At 67.4% G+C, this 18,643-nt stretch carries 16 protein-coding genes; 12 read left to right on the top strand and 4 right to left on the bottom strand.

Features of this window, described 5'->3' with window-relative positions; genetic code table 11:
• The first annotated feature begins 5 nt into the window (after positions 1-5).
• Together L0977_RS14585 and mdoH are read left to right on the top strand one after the other, a co-directional pair.
• Positions 6-1,583 (top strand): glucan biosynthesis protein G, encoded by a 1,578-nt coding sequence (locus L0977_RS14585; RefSeq protein ID WP_442786638.1) that lies wholly within the window; start codon positions 6-8, stop codon positions 1,581-1,583.
• Positions 1,556-3,541 (top strand): glucans biosynthesis glucosyltransferase MdoH, encoded by a 1,986-nt coding sequence (gene mdoH / locus L0977_RS14590; protein ID WP_234265577.1) that lies wholly within the window; start codon positions 1,556-1,558, stop codon positions 3,539-3,541. The genes L0977_RS14585 and mdoH overlap by 28 nt, the downstream gene beginning before the upstream one ends.
• Positions 3,542-3,788: 247 nt before the next feature.
• Here the strand turns inward: mdoH and L0977_RS14595 are convergent, their stop codons facing one another.
• Entirely contained in the window at positions 3,789-5,276 is a 1,488-nt protein-coding gene (locus tag L0977_RS14595) for an aldehyde dehydrogenase (protein WP_234265649.1), read from the bottom strand.
• 198 nt (positions 5,277-5,474) lie between these two features.
• Here L0977_RS14595 and L0977_RS14600 point away from each other — a divergent pair, with 198 nt between their 5' ends.
• The 3 genes from L0977_RS14600 to L0977_RS14610 are packed head-to-tail and all read left to right on the top strand — an operon-like array spanning position 5,475 to position 8,335.
• Positions 5,475-6,467: a Bug family tripartite tricarboxylate transporter substrate binding protein gene (locus tag L0977_RS14600; RefSeq protein WP_234265578.1), complete on the top strand. Its 993-nt coding sequence runs from the start codon at positions 5,475-5,477 to the stop codon at positions 6,465-6,467.
• 41 nt (positions 6,468-6,508) lie between these two features.
• Positions 6,509-7,489 (top strand): aldo/keto reductase, encoded by a 981-nt coding sequence (locus tag L0977_RS14605; protein ID WP_234265580.1) that lies wholly within the window; start codon positions 6,509-6,511, stop codon positions 7,487-7,489.
• A gap of 36 nt (positions 7,490-7,525) precedes the next feature.
• The gene (locus L0977_RS14610; RefSeq protein ID WP_234265581.1) at positions 7,526-8,335 is read left to right on the top strand and encodes an IclR family transcriptional regulator; all 810 of its coding nucleotides are present in this window, start codon (positions 7,526-7,528) and stop codon (positions 8,333-8,335) included.
• A gap of 63 nt (positions 8,336-8,398) precedes the next feature.
• Here L0977_RS14610 and L0977_RS14615 read toward each other — a convergent pair whose 3' ends face one another.
• Positions 8,399-9,031, bottom strand: a complete 633-nt coding sequence (locus L0977_RS14615) for a hypothetical protein (protein WP_234265582.1) — start codon at positions 9,029-9,031, stop codon at positions 8,399-8,401.
• 235 nt (positions 9,032-9,266) lie between these two features.
• Here L0977_RS14615 and L0977_RS14620 point away from each other — a divergent pair, with 235 nt between their 5' ends.
• Positions 9,267-10,328, top strand: a complete 1,062-nt coding sequence (locus L0977_RS14620) for a purine-nucleoside phosphorylase (protein WP_234265583.1) — start codon at positions 9,267-9,269, stop codon at positions 10,326-10,328.
• Positions 10,329-10,335: 7 nt separating this feature from the next.
• Positions 10,336-11,250, top strand: coding sequence for a LysR family transcriptional regulator (locus L0977_RS14625; protein ID WP_234265584.1), 915 nt, complete (start codon positions 10,336-10,338; stop codon positions 11,248-11,250).
• A 29-nt stretch (positions 11,251-11,279) separates the two neighbouring features.
• Here the strand turns inward: L0977_RS14625 and L0977_RS14630 are convergent.
• Together L0977_RS14630 and ffh are read right to left on the bottom strand one after the other, a co-directional pair.
• Positions 11,280-12,078, bottom strand: a protein-coding gene (locus L0977_RS14630; RefSeq protein WP_234265585.1) for an IS5 family transposase whose coding sequence is annotated in 2 segments (ribosomal slippage) — positions 11,280-11,808 and positions 11,807-12,078 — 801 coding nt in all. Because the reading frame shifts where the segments join, the coding sequence is not laid out codon by codon here.
• A 38-nt stretch (positions 12,079-12,116) separates the two neighbouring features.
• Complete coding sequence (gene ffh, locus L0977_RS14635; RefSeq protein WP_234265586.1) at positions 12,117-13,481, bottom strand: signal recognition particle protein; 1,365 nt, start codon at positions 13,479-13,481, stop codon at positions 12,117-12,119.
• 146 nt (positions 13,482-13,627) lie between these two features.
• On the opposite strand from ffh, the gene L0977_RS14640 reads away from it, so the two are divergent.
• From L0977_RS14640 to ampD, 5 genes are read left to right on the top strand one after another with little or no spacing between them, the layout of a single operon-like run.
• Positions 13,628-14,407 carry a cytochrome C assembly family protein gene (locus tag L0977_RS14640; protein WP_234265587.1) on the top strand — a complete coding sequence of 260 codons (780 nt, stop codon included), beginning with the start codon at positions 13,628-13,630 and terminating at the stop codon, positions 14,405-14,407.
• 19 nt (positions 14,408-14,426) lie between these two features.
• The gene (locus tag L0977_RS14645) at positions 14,427-14,672 is read left to right on the top strand and encodes a PP0621 family protein (protein WP_234265588.1); all 246 of its coding nucleotides are present in this window, start codon (positions 14,427-14,429) and stop codon (positions 14,670-14,672) included.
• Between the two features lie 14 nt (positions 14,673-14,686).
• A complete protein-coding gene (locus tag L0977_RS14650; RefSeq protein WP_234265589.1) occupies positions 14,687-16,510 on the top strand; it encodes a sensor histidine kinase in 1,824 nt (607 codons plus the stop codon).
• Positions 16,507-17,985 carry a sigma-54-dependent transcriptional regulator gene (locus tag L0977_RS14655; protein WP_234265590.1) on the top strand — a complete coding sequence of 493 codons (1,479 nt, stop codon included), beginning with the start codon at positions 16,507-16,509 and terminating at the stop codon, positions 17,983-17,985. The genes L0977_RS14650 and L0977_RS14655 overlap by 4 nt, the downstream gene beginning before the upstream one ends.
• Complete coding sequence (gene ampD / locus L0977_RS14660) at positions 17,969-18,577, top strand: 1,6-anhydro-N-acetylmuramyl-L-alanine amidase AmpD (RefSeq protein ID WP_234265591.1); 609 nt, start codon at positions 17,969-17,971, stop codon at positions 18,575-18,577. Before L0977_RS14655 ends, ampD begins: the two co-directional genes overlap by 17 nt.
• Positions 18,578-18,643 lie beyond the last annotated feature (66 nt).

Below are 18,643 nucleotides of genomic sequence, written 5' to 3' on the forward strand. Positions count from 1 at the left end.
TGGGCATGACCTTCCGGATTTCTTCCCTTTTGCCGCGGCAGCGCCACCGCCGTCTGGCCGGTGCCGTGGCACTGGTCGCGGGGCTGGCCGCGGGCTGGGGCCCGGCGCAGGCGATGGACTGGGACGCCCTGGCAGAACTGGCGCGCACCCGCGCTCAAGCACCTTTCGAGGCCGCCAGCGACAAGCTGCCCGACGACCTCGCCGCGCTGGACTACGACCAGATCCGCGACATCCGCTTCCGCCCGGACCGCTCGCTCTGGCGCGACCGCGGCCTGCCCTTCGAAGCGCAGTTTTTTCACCTGGGCCTGTACCAGCGCCAGGCGGTGCACATCCATGAAATCACCCCCGAAGGCACGCGGCTGCTGCCGTACCAGGGTGACGACTTCGACCTGGGCCGCAACACCGTGGACGCCAAGGCCTGGTGCGACCTCGGCCACGCCGGCTTCCGCCTGCACTACCCGCTGAACAACCCGGCCTACAAGGACGAACTGGTCGTGTTCCAGGGCGCGAGCTATTTCCGCGCGCTGGGCATGGGCCAGCAATACGGTCTTTCCGCCCGCGGCCTGGCCATCGACACCGTGGGCGCTCCCGCCGGCCAGGGCGAAGAATTCCCGCGCTTCACCGACTTCTGGCTGCGCCGCCCCGAGGCCGGCGCCACTGGCGTGACGGTGCTGGCCCTGCTCGATTCGCCCCGGGCCACGGGGGCCTACCGCTTCGTGATCCGGCCGGGTGCTGCCACCACGATGACCGTGACGGCCCGGGTGTTCCTGCGCGAGGGCGCGGCCCCGGTCAACACCCTGGGCCTGGCGCCGCTGACCAGCATGTTCCTGCACGGCGAGGTGCAACCGACCGCGCGCGACTTCCGCCCCAAGGTGCACGACTCCGACGGCCTGATGATGCACACCGGCGACGGCGAATGGCTGTGGCGCCCGCTGCAAAACCCGTCGCGCATCTCGGTCAGTTCGTTCGCCATGCGCCAGCCGCGTGGTTTCGGCCTGATGCAGCGTGACCGCCGCTTTGCCAGCTACGAAGACGTCGAGGCCCGCTACGAGCGCCGCCCCAGCGTCTGGGTGCAACCCATCGGCGACTGGGGCGCCGGCCGCGTCGAGCTGGTGCAACTGCCCACGCCCGACGAAACCCACGACAACGTCGTCGCCTACTGGGTCCCGGCGACCTTGCCCGCGCAGGGCGAGTCGCTGGATTTCGCCTACGAGCTGTCCTGGCAGGGCGATGTGCAGCAGACGCCCCCGGGCGCCTGGGTCGTGCAGTCGCGCCGCGGGTATGGCTACACCAGGCTTTCGGCCGACGAGCAGATCCGCCAGCCCCAGTTCGTGCTCGATTTCGCCGGCCCCGCGCTCGACGCCCTGCCCCCTGGTGCGCCGGTGCGCGCCGTGGTCTCCGCCAACGCCAACGGCCGCGTGGTCGAGACCCTGGCCTACCCCAATCCCGCCCAGCGCGGCTGGCGCGTGACGTTGCGCGTCGAGCGGCTCGACCCGAGCCAGCCCGTCGAACTCCGCGCCTATCTCCAACACCAGAACGACACCCTGAGCGAAACATGGACACACGTCATCTTGCCCGAGTGACCTCGCCGACCGCCCCCCGCAGCCCGCTGCGCGAGGAACGCCACCCGAACGCGGTGACCGCACCGCCCGTGCACCGGGGCGCCATGGTGCCGCGGCCCTGGCGCGGGTTCTGGAACAGCGTCGGCACCACGCTGCTGGCCACGGCCAGCAACCTGCTGCCCCCGCGCGAGCCGCGCGCACCGCAACCGGCGCGCGCCGCCTGGGAACACACCGCCGACCGCCGCCGCCTGGCCTTCATGCTGATCGCCGTGCTGAGCACGGTGCTGGCGGCCTGGCTGTTCACCGACGCCCAGCCGGCCGAAGGCAATCCCTGGCTGCGTGGCCTGCACACGGTGCTGTTCGTGGTGCTCTCGGCTTGGGTTGTCACCGGTTTCGTCACCGCGCTGATGGGCGCCTGGGTGATGCTGTTCGGTGACAAGGCCTCGATCTCCGCCGCGTCGGTGCGCCACCAGCCCATGAACCCCGAGGCCCGCACCGCCGTGATCATGCCGATCTGCAACGAGGACGTGGCCACCGTGTTCGCCGGCCTGCGCGCCACGTGCGAGTCGCTGGCGGCCACCGGCCACGCCGGCCAGTTCGACGTGTTCGTGCTCTCCGACAGCTACGACCCGGCCATCGCCGCCGCCGAGCGCGAAGCCTGGGAAAACCTGCGCGCCGCCCTGGTGTCGCAACCCGGCCAGCCGGCGGTGGAGGTCTACTACCGCCTGCGCACGCGCCGCACGCACCGCAAGGCCGGCAACGTGGCCGACTTCTGCCGCCGCTGGGGCAAGGACTACCGCTACATGGTGGTGCTCGACGCCGACAGCGTGATGAGCGGCAGTTGCCTGACCACCCTGGTCAAGCTGATGGAAGCCCATCCGCAGGCCGGCATCATCCAGACCGCCACCCAGGCCATCGGTCACGCGACCCTGCACGCCCGCGCCCAGCAGTTCGCCAGCCGCGTCACCGGCCGCCTGTTCACCCTGGGCATGCAGTTCTGGCAACTGGGCGAATCGCACTACTGGGGCCACAACGCCATCATCCGCGTCGAGCCGTTCATGAAGCACTGTGCGCTGGCCCCGATCCCGGGCAAGGGCGGCATGGCCGGCGGCATCATGAGCCACGACTTCGTCGAAGCCGCCCTCATGCGCCGCGCCGGCTACCACGTCTGGCTGGTGTCCGACCTCACCGGCAGCTACGAGCAGCAGCCGCCCGACCTGCTCAGCGAGCTGCAGCGCGACCGCCGCTGGTGCCAGGGCAACCTGCAGAACGCCCGTCTGGCGGCCGAACCCGGCCTGCACCGCGTGCACCGCGCCATGTTCGCCATCGGCGCCATGTCCTACGTCTCGGCCCCGCTGTGGATGGCCTTCCTGCTGCTGGGCACGGCCCTGCTGGTGTCGGGCCCCGACCTGCCCACCACCTGGCAAGCCGTGCCGGTCGAAGTGCGCGGCCTCTGGGCCTGGACACTGTGCCTGCTGTTCCTGCCCCGCGTGCTGGGCGTGCTGGCCGTGCTGCTCAAGGGCGAACAACGCAGCTACGGCGGCACCGGCCTGCTGCTGGGCAGCGCCGTGCTGGAAAGCGTGATGGCCGTGCTGCAGGCCCCCATCCGCATGGTCGCGCACTCGATCTTCGTGGTGGTCGCGCTCACCGGCATCAAGCTCGAATGGAAGTCGCCGCCCCGGGAAGCTGTGGGTGTGCCCTGGAGCGATGCCCTGGCCCGCCTGGCCCCGGTGTCGCTCGCCGTGGCCGCCCTGGTGATGGGCTCGACCCTGATCAACCCCGACGCGCTGCCCTGGCTGCTGCCGGTGGCTCTGCCCCTGCTGCTGGCCGTGCCCGTCACGGTGCTGACCGGCCACGTGCACCTGGGCACCTGGATGCGCGCACGCGGCCTGCTGCTGATCCCGGAAGAATCCTGGTCGCCGGCCGTGCTGCGCCGCGCCTGGCGCCATGCCAGCCGTCTGGCGCTGAAGGCGGCCTGAAGACACCAGCCCCCCCACAGGGCGCAGACACACGCACCGCTCACGTTCAAAGCCACGCGCTCTCCAGGAGGTCGTGGCTTCGTTGAAAAACGCCGCTCACTGCTCGCCAGGGCCTGGCGGTGGCGTGGCGACCGGTTGTTCCCAACGAGTCGGGAAGGCGGAGGGCGACGACCGCGTGCCGAGTGAGGCCCGGGACGTTGCCACACACCGGCATCGGCGATGCCTTTGCGCCGGCAGCCCCCGGCACTCAGCGCCGGACAAAGGGATTGGGCACATCCAGGTCTGTCGAAATCCAGACCGACTTGGTTTCCAGATACTCCTTGATCGCCTCCACACCCGACTCGCGCCCGATCCCTGAGCGCTTGTAGCCACCAAAAGGTGTCGTGAAGCTGGTCGCTCGGTAGTTGTTGATCCAGACAGTCCCTGCACGCAACTTCGACGACATGAGCATCGCGCGGTGAAGGGACTGGGTCCAGACCCCTGCCGCCAGGCCATACTGCACATCGTTGCCGATGCGAATGGCATCCGCTTCGTCCTCGAACGGAATCACCGACAGCACAGGGCCGAACACCTCCTCCTGGGCAATGCGCATGCCGTTGTTCACGCCTGTGAAGATCGTGGGCTCGACAAACCAGCCTGCCCCCAGGTCGGGGCGTGCCCGCCCTCCCAGCACACACCGCGCTCCCTCGGCCCGTGCAATGTCCAGATACCCCAGAATTTTGTCGAACTGAGGACGGGTGGCGATCGGACCGATGCGCGTTTGCGGGTCGGCGGGATCACCCAGGCGCGCGTCTTTCACGAAGTCGATCAGACGCTCGACAAAGGCATCATGGATCGATGCCTGCACCAGCAGACGTGAGCCCGCAATGCAGGTCTGGCCCGCTGCCGCAAAAATGCCGGAAACAACCCCCTTGACCGCCTGATCCAGGTCCGCGTCGTCGAAAACAATGTTGGGCGACTTGCCACCCAGTTCGAGTGTCACGGTCTTCAGCCCGCGAGCGGCGGCTTCGTAGATCTTCTGCCCCGCCAGTTCCCCCCCGGTGAAACCCACATGCGCCACCAGGGGATGCGTCACCAGCGGCTCACCCGCTTCGGCGCCCAACCCGGTCACCACGTTCACCACGCCATCCGGGAAACCCGCCTCCTTGAACAACCGCGCGAACAAGACGGCAGACGGTGATGTGAACTCCGAGGGCTTGATGACCGCCGTGCACCCGGCCGCCAGCGCTGGCGCGAGCTTCCAGCTGGTCAGCGTCAGCGGCGAATTCCAGGGCGTGATGATCGCCACCACCCCTTTGGCCTCGTAGCGGGTGAAGCAGGTCACCCCTTTCTTGTCTGTGGGGATGACGTGGCTCTCCACCTTGTCGGCCAGGCCCGCGTAGTAGCGGAAGTAGTCCGCCACGTAGCGCACCTGCGAGGTGACTTCTGCCGCCAGCTTGCCGTTGTCACGCATCTCCACTTCGGCCAACGCCGCCGCATTTTGGGCCAAAAGTTCCGACAGACGGAACAATATTTCACCACGGCGTGTGGCGCTCATTTCTGACCAAGGACCGCTTTCAAAGGCCTTGTGGGCCGCCTTCACTGCACGGTCCACATCCGCAGCGTCGCCGCGAGCCACCATGGCCCAGGCCTGCCCGGAAAAGGGGTTCTGCGTCTCGAAGTAGCTGCCGGTCGCAGGGGGAACTTCCTGGCCGTCAATGTAGTGTGTGAAATGAGGGAGAGCGTCAGCGGTCATGGACATGCGGTCTTGAAAGAAGGGAAGACAGGGACATCGCCGTGCGCAGAAATCACTTGGATTTCGACAATCGGCCCAGAAAGTTGCATTCTGCAGAATTTGATTCTATTATTCAAGCACCGCGGCAAAAAAGCTCGGACAAGCCCGGATCAACAAGCCCGGGTTTGGCTTCACCCCATCGAAGGAGACACTGTTTTTATGGATCGACTCACCACCCGACGCGCTTTCGCCAGCCTGGCTGCCGGACTGGCACTGACCTCCACCAGCCTCGTCCAGGCCCAGGACACCGGCGGATTCCCCAGCCAACCTCTGCGCATCGTTGTCGGGTTCCCTGCGGGGGGGCCGACCGATGTGTCGGCCCGTCTGATCGCTGAATCGCTGACCCGCTCCCTGGGGCAACCCGTCATCGTGGACAACAAACCCGGCGCGAATGCCACATTGGCGGCCGATATCGTCGCAAGAGCCAAACCGGACGGCTACACGATCCTGATGGCGGCCACCAACCACCCCATCAACGCGTCGCTGTACAAGAACCTGAAGTTCGACAGCGAAAAGAGCTTCGCGCCCATCACGGCGGTGGCCGTGGCACCCACGGTGCTGGTGGTCAACCCGAAATTTCCGGCCAAGACCTATGCCGAGTTCATCGCGCTGGTCAAGAGCGGCCCCGGCAAATACACGTACGCCAGCGCCGGCAATGGCGGCACGCCTCACCTCTCAGCGGAAATGTTCAAAGGCCTCACGGGCACGTCCATCGTCCACATTCCCTATCGCGGCGCAGCCCCGGCGGTCACCGACCTGATGGGCGGGCAGGTGGACATGTCCTTTGCCACGCTGGGCTCGGTCTTGCCCCTCCTTCAGAGCGGACAACTGCGTGCCATTGCCGTGGCGGCCCCCCAACGCAGCCGGCTCCTGCCAGACGTGCCCACCTTTGAAGAATCGGGCCTCAAAAACTTCCGTCTGGACTCGTGGTACGGCCTCATGGCCCCTGCAGGAACGCCCAAACCGGTGATCGACCGGCTCTACACCGACATCGTCAAGGCGGTGTCCCAAACCGCCTACCAGCAAAAGCTCAACGCCGCCGGCCTGGAGCCCGTGACCACCAGCAACCCGACACAGTTCACCGAACAATTGCGGCACGAAATTTCGACCTATGGCGCGCTCGTGCGCGCCAACAACGTCGTGCTCGACTGAGCCAGCCAGCCCCCCGCCCCACCGTCAGCGCACCAACACACATGCGTTCTCACCCTATCGCCGATTCATCACCACCCTACGTGCTGGGCACCATGGCCCTCACCGGCTACTACGGCACCATTTCCGAAGAACAGGCTGCAGCCACCATCGAGCGCTACCTCGACGTGGGCGGACGCTACATCGACACCGCCGATCTGTACGCGAACGGCGGCAACGAGACCTTGGTGGGACGTTGCCTGCAAGGTCGCCGACAAGGCGTCGTGCTGGCCACGAAGTTCGGCTACACCTTCGGTGAACGGGCGGATCAGCGCGGTCTGGACGCGCGCCCTGAACGTGTGCAACCGGCTTGCGAAGCCAGCCTTCGCCGGCTGGGCGTGGAACAGATCGACATTTACTACCTCCACCGCGTGGACCCCAACGTGCCGCTTGAAGACACCTGGGGTGCCATGAGCCGGCTGGTCGAGCAGGGCAAGGTACGGGCTCTGGGCCTGTGTGAGGTCGGTCCGCACAGCTACCGCAAGGCTGCGGCGATCCACCCGGTGGCCGTGGTGCAGTCCGAATACTCACTCTGGAGCCGCGACCCCGAGGAGGACATGCTCGACCTCCTGCGCGCTGCGGGCTCGTGGTTCTTTGGATATGCCTCACTGGGTCGGGGTTTTCTCAGCGGAACCGTCCGCCGCCCCGAAGACTTCCCGCCTGAAGACCAGCGCCGCGACATGCCACGCTTCCAGGGCGAAAACTTTCAGCGCAACATTGAACTGGTCGACGCGCTGCAGCAATTGGCAGCCGATCTGGGGGTGAGCGCAGCGCAACTTGCGCTGGCGTGGTGCCGCCGTGACGGCCTGGCCAGTCCCATTGCCGGCGCCACATTGCCAGCACACGTGGACGACGCGCAGCAGGCGGTGGCACTGGACATTCCACGCGAGGCATGGGCCCGACTGGATGCCGTTTTTCCGATGGGCGCGGCAGCTGGCGATCGCTACAACGCTTCGGCCATGCAGCGCCTGCAAACCGGCCGTTAAAGCGCGGCCGGCAAGGCGGCGTCGAGCCCCATGCCAATGGCACAATGGCACGACGAAACCGGTGCCCGGCGTTCAGCCAGCGCCGCCGGAATACTGTCATTGCACAGCGGGCCGCCGGGCCGCCAACCATCACCGATGAGCGAAGAAACAGGCGTTGCCGCCGTCGACCGAGCCTTGCACATCCTGGGTGTGTTCACTCCGCAGGACCACAGCCTGACGCTGACCCAAATCGCCGAGCGAACGGGGATGTACAAAAGCACGGTGCTTCGCCTGGCCGAATCCTTGATGCGCGCCCAGTACCTGGTGCGCATCTCCGACGGCAGCTATCAGATCGGCCCCAAGCCTTTGCAGTTGGGATCCATCTTTCAGCGCCAGTTCCGATCCTCGGAGTTCGTTCCCCCAGTCCTGCGGGAACTCGTGGCGCAACTGGGCGAAAGCGCCTCTTACTACGTCCCGGTACAAAACGGGCGCATCTGCCTGCACCGCGTCGATGCGCCGCGCATGATCCGCGACGCAGTGCGCGAGGGCGACTGGCGCCCGCTGGAAAACGGTGCGGCCGGCACCATCCTCATGGCCTTCCGCGGCGACCCGGGCGACCGCCTGGACCGGGTCAGGCAGGAGTTCTGGGCAGCTTCGCTCGGCAACGAAGTCGACCCCGAACTGGCCGCGGTATCCGTTCCTGTTTTTGGGCATGACGGCAAGATCGCGGGCGCGCTCAGCATCTCGGGCCCACGCTACCGGCTGGAGGAGCACGGCACCCGGAGCTTCGTGCCGGCGCTGCTGGCGGCCGCCCGGCAGCTATCGGCTCAGTTTGGCGCCGACACCAGCATGTACCCGGCCAGCTGACAACCTCTTCAGACAGTTCGCCCCAATCTGCTGCTCAAGCCGCACCGCACCCGCCAGACACGTTCATGGCGGCGGTGCCGGCGGTTTCAGATAGCGGGCATCGGACCAGGTGGCCAGCCACTGTGGAGCAAAGGCCACGAAAATGGCGCCGAACATGCCGGTGAGGAAAGCATCGCCCCAGGCCATGAGCCAGCGCGCCACCAGCGAGAGATCACGCACCGGCAGGCCCGCCAGTTGCTGCAGACCTTCGAGCAGCAGCCCCGAAACAAACACCGCCACGGCGGTACCCAGAAACGCGCGCCCCAGGGTGTAGACAAACGGGTTGGCCGGCAGCCAGCGGCGCAGCGCGGCGCCGATGCCCAGCGCCAGCGTGGCCGGAACCAGGCCGATCCAGACCCACTGGTGAAGAGCCGCCTCTGCCGGGGCCTGGCCCACCCCCCAGACCACGGCCGCCACCCCGCCCAGCACCAGCACCGCCAAGGGCCATCCCAGCATCAGCACCAGCAGGCAGGCGCCCGACAACTGCACCTGCAGTCCCTGCGGCATCTTTTGCGGCAGCAGCCAGAGCCACGGCAGCAGCGCCAATGCCGCCAGCGCGGGCGTGAGCAAAGCGCCCTGCAACATGCGCCAGGGACGCAGGCTCAGCACCACCGCCCCCGCCAACGCCGCCATTGCCCCATTGATCACAGTCAACATGGCCCGGAGTATGTCGGGGCGCTGGTGGGCCACGGTTGATTTCTGTCAATCCACCTCGGGCGACGGGGACATGCGCCAGCGCACCTCAGGCGTGCGCTTTTTTCGCACAGGCAGCGCGAAAATCGATGCTGTTCGGCATTGCCCTGCCTCCCTAGAATCCGGCTCCCGTGGCACCGCCCGGCACGGCCGACGCCGCCTGATCGCCCATTCATTTCATTCACGCAAGGCACCTCCCATGGCATCTTTCTGGTCCCGTTCCCTCCCTCTGGCCTGGGTGTCGGCGGCACTGCTGCTGGCCGGCTGTGCGGTGGGGCCCCAGCCCCCCTCCCTGGCCGCAACAAGCGCCACCACAGCCCCCGCTGCCGCCACCCCGGTCCGCGTCAAGGTCTTCGTTGCCGCCATGTTCGAAATCGGCCAGAACACCGGTGACCGCGCGGGCGAATTCCAGCACTGGTACGAACGGTACTGGAAGGACGCCACGCCCATCCGCGTGCCGGGCGCCCTGCAACCGGTGTACTGCAATGCGGACGGCGTCTGCGGCGCCGTGCTCGGCATGGGCAAGGTCAATTCCTCGGCCTCGATGCAGGCCATTTTGCTGAACCCGGCGTTCGACTTTTCCCAGGCCTACTACCTCCTGACGGGTGTGGCGGGCACGCCGCCCTCGCGCGGCACCATCGGCGACGTGGTCTGGGGCACCTGGCTGATCGACTACGACCTGGGCCACCGCTGGGCGCCCGAAGAAAACACCCCGGGCGCCCCCACGTTCATGCCGCGCAAGGGTTATGAGGACTACCGCCGCTTCCAGCTCAACCCGTCGCTGGTGGGCTGGGCGCTGCAGCTCTCGGCCGACACCCCGCTGCAGGACTCGGACAGCGCACGGGCCTACCGGCAGCGCTACCCGGATGCCGCCGCCCGGCGCGCTCCGGCCGTGGGCAAGGGGACGCACATGACCGGCGACACCTTCTTCCACGGTCCCGGACTGTCCAAAGAAGCGCAGTACATGGCCAAGCTGTACGGCGCCGACGACTACGTGATCACCGAAATGGAAGCTGCGGCCATCACCCTGGTGATCAAGCGCAGCCACGGGGTGGAGCGTGTGATGAGCCTGCGCGGCGCCGTCAATTTCGACCAGGGCAACCCGCGCGAGACCACGCTGGCCCACCTGGACCCCAAACCCGGCGAAACGGCCGGCGGCTTTGCCGAGACGGTGGGGAACATCGAGCGCGTGGGCGCGCGCATGGTCGACCACATCGTTACCCACTGGCCGCAATGGCAGGCCGGCGTGCCGCCGCGCTGACACCGCCATGCACGCCAGCGTCCTCCGGTACTTCATCGAGGTGGCCCGTTGCGGCTCGGTGCGCAAGGCATCGGAGCGGCTGCACGTGGCGGCCAGTGCCGTCAACCGGCAGATCCTGAACCTGGAGGACGAACTGGGCGTGGAACTGTTCGACCGGCTGCCGGGCGGCATGCGCCTGAACCCGGCCGGCGAACGGCTGCTGCGCCATGCGCAGGAGACGCTGCACGGCTACCAGGTGATGCGCACGGAGCTGGACGCGCTGCGGGGCGAGCGCAGCGGCCACGTCAAACTGGCGGCCATGGACTCGTGCTTCGAGGACCTGCTGCCATCGGCGGTCGAGGACTTCTCGCAGATTTTTCCCGCCGTCACCTACACCATCATCTCGACGCAGCCGATGGAAGTGCCGCAACTGGTGGCCTCCGGCCAGGTGGACCTGGGCATCACGTTCGCGACCCGGCTGCCCGCCGGGGTCGTGACGGTCGCGCTGGCGCAACTGCCGCTGGGCGTCGTGATGGCGCCTGGCCACCCCCTGGCCTCGCAAGCCAGCGTTTCGCTGCGGGACTGCGCACGCCACCCCTTTTTGCGCTCGGGAACCCAGCCGGTGTTCGGCCCCACCTTGTCGGCCGAATACACCGCGTTCTGGGAAGCCATGGTGCCGGCCGCCACCTGCAACTCCACCCCCTTGCTCAAACGCCTGATCAAGGCGGGCAAAGGCATTTCGACCTTTTCCAAGATCGCACTGATCGAAGAACTGCGGCGGGGCGAACTGGTGTGGAAGCCGTTTGAGCTGCCCGCGCTCAACAGGCTGCAGGTGGGCATCGTGGTGCCCAACCAGCGCACCCTGCCCCAGATCACCCAGAACTTCGTGGGACGGCTCGCGCGCCGCCTGACCCAACTCGAACAGGCCGCCGCCGCCACCTAGCGGCGGGCAGCCAGACGCTCAGAACGTGTTCACGATCTTCTGAGCAGGAGCACGAGAAACGCCAGGTGAACGAACTGCAAGCTGGTGTTGAGCCAGCGCTCGCAGTTCTTCCATAGCCTGCGGTTCTTCTCCAGCCAGGCAAAGCTGCGCTCCACCACCCAGCGCTGGGGCATCACCTTGAAGGTGTGCAGCTCGCTTCGCTTGGCGATCTGCACCGTCACCAGCTCACCCAAGACGTCCTTGACGCCCTGCGCGAAGGGCTCGCCCGTGTAGCCGCTGTCAGTCAACACGCTTTGCACTCCCCTCAGCGACTTCTTGCAGCGCCTGAATGCCGTCAGCGCTCCTTGGCGGTCAGTCACGTTGGCCGTGGTCACCGCCACCGCATGGGGCAGCCCTTGCGTGTCCACCGCGATGTGTCGCTTGATGCCCGAGACCTTCTTGCCTGCGTCATAGCCCTTAAAGCTTGCTGTGTCCGTGTTCTTCACGCTCTGCGCGTCCACGATCAAGAACGTGCTTGAGGCGTTGCGCCCCTGTTTCTCGCGGGCCGCGCCAACCTGATTTTTTTAAAGCCTGCTCCAGCACGCTTACTCCGTGCTGGTCAGGCTCGCTCCACTTGCGCCAGTACGCATAGACGTTGTGCCACTTGGGAAACTGCGGCGGCAGATAGCGCCACTGACAACCCGTGCGAAGCAGGTAGAGCACCGCACAGAACACCTCGTACAAATCCTGCTTGATCGGTTTGGTGCGGCGCCGAACGCTGCGCAGCAGCGGCTCAATCTCGGCAAACTTCTTTCGACTGATGTCGCTTGGGTACGGCTTTCTCTTCACATCAGCATTGTCTGAGGGAAAAGATCGTCAACACGTTCTCAGAACGGCATCTTGGGCATGCCCTTCATGCCCCCCATGCGCTTCATCATTTTCATGAGGCCGCCGCCCTTCATCTTTTTCATCATGCCCTGCATCTGCTCGAATTCCTTGAGCAGGCGGTTGACCTCCTGCACGTGCACGCCAGCACCGGCAGCGATGCGGCGTTTGCGGGTGGCCTTGATGATCTCGGGCTTGCGACGCTCGGCCAGCGTCATGCTGCAGATGATGCCTTCCTTGCGCTTGATGTCCTTCTCAGCGCGGCTCAGGTCGGCCTCGCTGGCCTTGGCGGCCAGATTGCCCGGCAGCTTGTCCATGAGGCTGGACAGGCCGCCCATCTGCTTCATCTGGCGCAACTGGTCGAGGAAATCGTTGAGGTCAAACCCCTCGCCGCTCTTGACCTTGGCCGCCAGTTTCTGCGCCGCCGCCATATCGACGCCGGCCGTGACCTGCTCGACCAGCGCCACGATGTCGCCCATGCCCAGGATGCGCCCGGCATGGCGATCGGCGTCGAACACCTCCAGCCCGTCGATCTTCTCGCTGACGCCCGCAAACTTGATCGGCGCGCCAGTGACCTGGCGCACCGACAGCGCGGCACCGCCACGCGAATCGCCGTCCATCTTGGTCAGCACGATGCCGGTCAGCGGCAGCGCTTCCTTGAAAGCCTTGGCGGTGTTGACCGCGTCCTGACCCTGCATGGCGTCGACCACGAACAGGGTTTCCACCGGATTGAGCGCCGCGTGCAGGGTCTTGATTTCCTGCATCAGCGCTTCGTCGATGGCCAGGCGGCCGGCCGTGTCGACCAGCAGCACATCGAAGAAGTGCTTCTTCGCGTAGTCCAGCGCGCTGCGGGCAATGTCCAGCGGTTTCTGGTCGGGTGTGCTGGGGAACCACTCGGCACCGGCCTGGGCCGTGACGGTCTTGAGCTGTTCGATGGCGGCCGGGCGGTAGACGTCGCCCGAAACCGTCAGCACCTTCTTCTTGCGTTTTTCAATCAGGTGTTTGGCCAGCTTGGCGGTGGTGGTGGTCTTGCCCGCGCCCTGCAGACCGGCCATGAGGATCACCGCCGGCGGCTGCGCCGCCAGATTGAGATCGGCCACCCCCTCGCCCATGGTGGCGGCCAGCTCCTTGTTGACCACACTGACCAGCACCTGGCCCGGGGTGAGCGAGCCCACCACCTCGGCCCCCAGCGCCTTGTCCTTGACCCGCGCAATGAAGTCGCGCACCACGGGCAGCGCCACGTCTGCCTCCAGCAGGGCCATGCGCACCTCGCGCAACATGTCGGTGACGTTGCTCTCGGTGATGCGGGCCTGGCCCCGCATCTCTTTGACGATGCGGGAAAGGCGTTCGGAAAGGGCTGAGGCCATGGCGATCGGGTTCGGGGGTGGCAGGAGGCCGTGAGAAGGTCCACCGGAGGGACGCCGCAGACCGGGCGCCCGGCGGTCCGGGCCGTTAAACTGTGCGGAGGATTTTAGCCGGCCCTCCCTTTGCGCGGCGACTCGGTCCCTGCTCCATGCCCTTTCCGCCCCTGATCGCTTTGTCACTGGCCACGGCACTGGCTTACGCCCTGCTGGCCTATGCCTATCGGCGGCTCTCGCCGTCGGCCTCACGCTGGGCGCTTGCCAGCGTCTGGGTGCTGCACCTGCTGGTGCTGGCGCAGGGCCTGTTCGCCGAGCCGGCGCGCTTCGGCTTTGCGCCGGCGCTCTCGGTCACCGTGTGGCTGGTGCTCACGGTCTACGCGATCGAAAGCCGTCTGTACCCGCAACTGCGCGCGCGCTGGGCCCTGGCCGGTCTGGGGTCGCTGGCAGTGATCCTGGCCATGCTCTTCCCCGGCCAGCACTACCCGAACCTGCAGTCGCCCTGGCTGCCGCTGCACTGGGCCCTGGGCATTGCGTCCTACGGCCTGATCGGTGCGGCGGTGGTCCACGCCTGGCTGATGCAGCGCGCCGAACAGGCGCTGCGCCAGGGCAAGACCGAAGAAAAGGCCATTCCCCTGCTCACGCTGGAGCGCCTGACCTTCCGCCTGCTGGCCGCCGGCTTCGTGCTGCTGAGCCTCACCCTGGTGGCCGGCGGCTGGTTCTCCGAACTGCTCAACCAGCGCTGGGTCTGGAACCACAAGACGGCGCTGTCGGTGCTTTCCTGGATCACCATCGGCATCCTGCTGCTGGGCCGCTGGCGTCTGGGCTGGCGCGGCCGCACGGCCGTGCGCATGCTCTATCTGGGCGCCGGCTTCCTGCTGCTGAGCTACGCCGGTTCGCGCTTCGTGCTCGAGGTTGTCCTGCACCGGGCCTGATCCCCTTGGTGGCCCACGCATGAAATACCTGCTCGTTCTGTTCGTCCTGCTGGTTGCGTTCTGGATCTGGCGCAACAACCGCCTTGACCGCCAGCCCCCGGACCAGCGCGCACAGCAGCCCGGCGCGGGCAGCCAGCTCCAGGCCATGGTGGCCTGCACCCACTGCCAGACCCATGTGCCCGACAGCGAAGCGGTCCGCGACACCACCGGTCGGCCGTACTGCTGCCCGGAACATTTGCGCCAGGCCCGGGCCACCCCGCGGTGACGGAAGACGCCGACATGCGGTTCGAGGCCTCTTCCCATTTCGCCGCATCCCAGTTCGCCCCATCGTGGTTCATCGGCGACGATGGCCCGGCCGGATCGGACAGCAGCGAGTCACGCCAGCGCGGCTTCATCCGCCTGTGGCGGGCGTTCATGCGGGCCCGCGTCTTCATCGCGCTGGTGGTGCTGGCCCTGGAAGTGTTCGTGGTGGTCAACAACACCGGGGGGCCCGACTGGCTGGTGCTGCTGAGTTCGCTGCACCTGGCGGCGGCGCTGGCCGTGCTGCTGTGGATGCGGCCCGTCGGCATCGGCCCTGCGCTGCGGGTGCAATGGCTGGCCACCATCGGGGTCGATCTGGTCGTCTTTGCCGTGCTGCAGTACTTCCAGCAGGGCAGCATCAACTTCACGCCCCTGTTCGCGCTGCCGGTGCTGCTCGCCTCGATTCTCGGTACCCTGCTGCTGGGCCTGGGATCGGCGGCCTTCGTCACGCTCTACCTGCTGGCGGAAACCGCCACCAATGCCGGCCTGGTCGGCGATGCCTCGACGTCCCGCTTCCTGCAGGCCGGCCTGACCGGCACCGGGTTTTTCCTGGTGGCGATCCTGGCGCATCAGTTGGCCCTGCGCCTGGCCCGGGAAGAGGCGGTGGCGCAAAGCAGCCAGGCCGCCGCACGCACGCAGGCCCAGGTCAACGAACTCGTGATTGCCAGCCTCAGCGAAGGCGTGCTCGTGGCCGATACACACGGCGTGGTGCGCAACGCCAACCCCGCCGCCCTCGAAATGCTGATGGGCGACGGACACCCCCCCAACACGCGCCTGCTGCTGTCGGCCCGTCCGGGCTGGGAAAGCCTGGCGGAGCTGGTGAACCAGACCTTCCTGCTGGGGCACCCGATGGAGGCCGAACTGCGCGTCGACATCGACGAACTTACCCGCCACCGCCTGTACGCCCGCACCCGCCTCACAGCGACCGGCGGCAAACACCATACGGGCCTGTGTGTGCTGTTCCTCGAAGACCTGCGCGAGGTGGAGGCCCGCGTCCGGACCGAAAAACTCGCCTCCATGGGCCGCATGTCGGCGGCCGTCGCGCACGAAATCCGCAACCCGCTGTCGGCCATCACGCAGGCCAATGCCCTGCTGGACGAAGAGGTCGCCGATCCGTCCCAGAAACGCCTGACCCGGATGATCGAGCAGAACGCCCAACGGCTCTCCCGCATCGTCGACGACATCCTCAACGTGGCCCGCGCCCAGCCCAGTCAGGGTGACACCTCCACCCTCACCCCGCTGGACGCGGTGGTGCGGCAGATCACCCAGGAATGGACCCGCCAGGTGCAGGCCGGCCCTGCGCTGGGGGTGCATCTGCACGCGCCCGGCAGCCACGTGGGCTTCGACCCGGAACACTTGCGGCGTCTGCTGGTGAACCTGCTAGACAACGCACGCCGGCACGCCAGCGGCCAGCCCGCCTCGATCCGCGTGATCACCCAGCCGGCCGGCACCGAACGCATCCGGCTCTCGGTCTGGAGCGACGGCCTGCCGCTGGAAGCGAGCGTGCTCAAACACCTGTTCGAGCCGTTCTTTTCCTCCGAGAGCCGCTCCAGTGGCCTGGGCCTCTACATCTGCCGCGAACTGTGCGAGCGCTACGGCGCCCAGATCGCCTACCAGCGCAGTGTGCTCGACCAGCGCGAAGGCAACGAGTTCTATGTGCTCATGCCCAGCGGCGCCCCGTCGCAGCGCCAGCCGGCCCAGCAAAGCCTGGCCTACCCGCCGGCCGACTCGCAGCCTCCCCGCTCGCGCCCCATGCTGAGCCGCCCCAGCGAACTGCCCCCTTCTCCCCCGCCGACGCCATGAATGCCGCCCCCCGCGCCTCGGTCCTTGTGGTCGACGACGAGCCCGACCTGCGCACTCTCTACGAACTGACCCTGCTGCGCGAGGGGCATGACGTGACCTCGGCCGCCGACCTCGCCGAAGCCCGCCACAGCCTGGCGTCGCGGCACTTCGATGTGCTGATCACCGACATGCGCCTGCCCGATGGCCTCGGGCTGGAACTGTTGCGCGAAGTCCAGGCCGGGCAACGCCCGGAACGCACCATCGTCATCACGGCCTACGGTTCGGCCGAAAACGCCGTCGAGGCGCTCAAGTCCGGCGCCTTCGACTACCTCACCAAGCCCGTGGACCTCAAACAGTTCCGCACGGCCGTGGTGGCGGCCCTGCAGAGCCAACGTGGCGCCGGCCACGCCACCGAAGCCACCGCGCCCGCCAGCGCGGGAGAACAGGCCCTGGCCCGCCTGGTCGGCACCTCACAAGCCATGGCCCAGATCCGTGCCCGCATCGAAAAGGTCGCCACCAGCATGGCGCCGGTGCTGATCCTGGGCGAGTCGGGCACCGGCAAGGAACTCGTGGCGCGCGCGGTGCACGAATGCAGCCACCGCGCCAGCGGTCCCTTCGTCGCCGTCAACTGCGGCGCCATCCCCGAAAACCTGATCGAGGCGGAGTTCTTCGGCGCCCGCAAAGGCGCCTACACCGGGGCCAGCGCCGACCGCGAGGGCTACTTCCAGGCCGCGCGCGGCGGCACCCTGTTCCTGGACGAAATCGGCGACCTGCCACTGGCCATGCAAGCCAAGCTGCTGCGCGTGATCCAGGAGCGGCGGGTCCGCCCCCTGGGTGGCGTGCAAGAAGAAGCGGTGGACGTGCGCCTGGTCAGTGCCACCCACCGCGACCTGGCCACCATGGTGCGGCAGGACGGCTTCCGACAAGATCTGTTTTACCGGCTCAACGTGATCGAGTTGCGCCTGCCGTCCCTGCGGGAGCGGCGCGACGATCTGCCGCTCCTGGTGCACGCGCTGCTGCGGCGTGTCTGCGACGAATACGGCCAGCCCGCCCCGGCGATCTCGGCCCAGGCGATGGCCTGGCTGCAGTCGCGCGAACTGCCGGGCAATGTGCGCGAACTGGAAAACCTCCTGCAGCGCGCCCTGGCCCTGTGCGACGGACAGACGCTGGCGCCCGAGGATTTCGGCGATGACAGCCCGGACACCGTGCCCGATCCGCTGCCACCCGAACCGCCAGCGACGCACCCAGCCCCGCCGCAGGAAACACCGCCGCCGGACGCTGCCTTGCCCGAACCCAGCGCGGCGCTGCCGGCAGACCTGCAGGCCTACCTGGACGACCAGGAGCGCCAGATGCTGGTCAAGGCCCTCAGGGAAACCGACTACAACCGCACGGCGGCGGCGGCACGGCTCGGGTTGAACCTGCGCCAGATCCGCTACCGCATCCAGCGGCTGGGCATTGCCCTGCCCTCGGACGGCGCCGATGCCTTCCGCGACTGACCCCGCCACAGCCCGCCGCGGGGGCGCGCACTGGCAGCAGGGCTGGCTGGCCGAGGCGCGTGCCTGCCCCTCTCCCAACTTCGGGCCGCGACCGGCGGGCGCGGTCATCGATCTCATCGTGGTGCACTCCATCAGCCTGCCTCCCGGCATCTATGGCGGGCCCGAAGTCGAACAGCTCTTCACCAACACCCTCGACTGGGACGCACACCCCTACTTTGCGACCATTCGCGGCCTGGAGGTTTCGGCGCACTTTTTCATTCGCCGCACGGGTGAATTGATCCAGTTCGTCAGCGCGGACGACCGCGCCTGGCACGCTGGCGCGTCGCACTGGCGTGGCCGCAGCCAGTGCAACGACGACTCCATCGGCGTCGAACTGGAAGGCCTCGAAGGCGAGCGGTTCGAACCGGCGCAGTACCAGGCGCTGGTGCGGCTGTGCCGCGCCCTCAAGACGCACTACCCCATCGACCACGTCGCCGGCCACGAGCACATCGCTCCCGGCCGCAAGCTGGACCCCGGACCGGGCTTCGACTGGCCCCGGCTGCGACGGTCGCTGCGCTGGCCGCTGCACCGTTTTCCCGCCAGCGCCCGCTGAGCCTCGTCGAAGGCACCACCACCCAGCATTGGTGCGGCATTCCGGGGCAAATCGTCCTGCATCGCA

It is taken from the genome of Hydrogenophaga sp. NFH-34 (assembly GCF_021401345.1).
Classification (GTDB): domain Bacteria; phylum Pseudomonadota; class Gammaproteobacteria; order Burkholderiales; family Burkholderiaceae_C; genus Hydrogenophaga; species Hydrogenophaga electricum.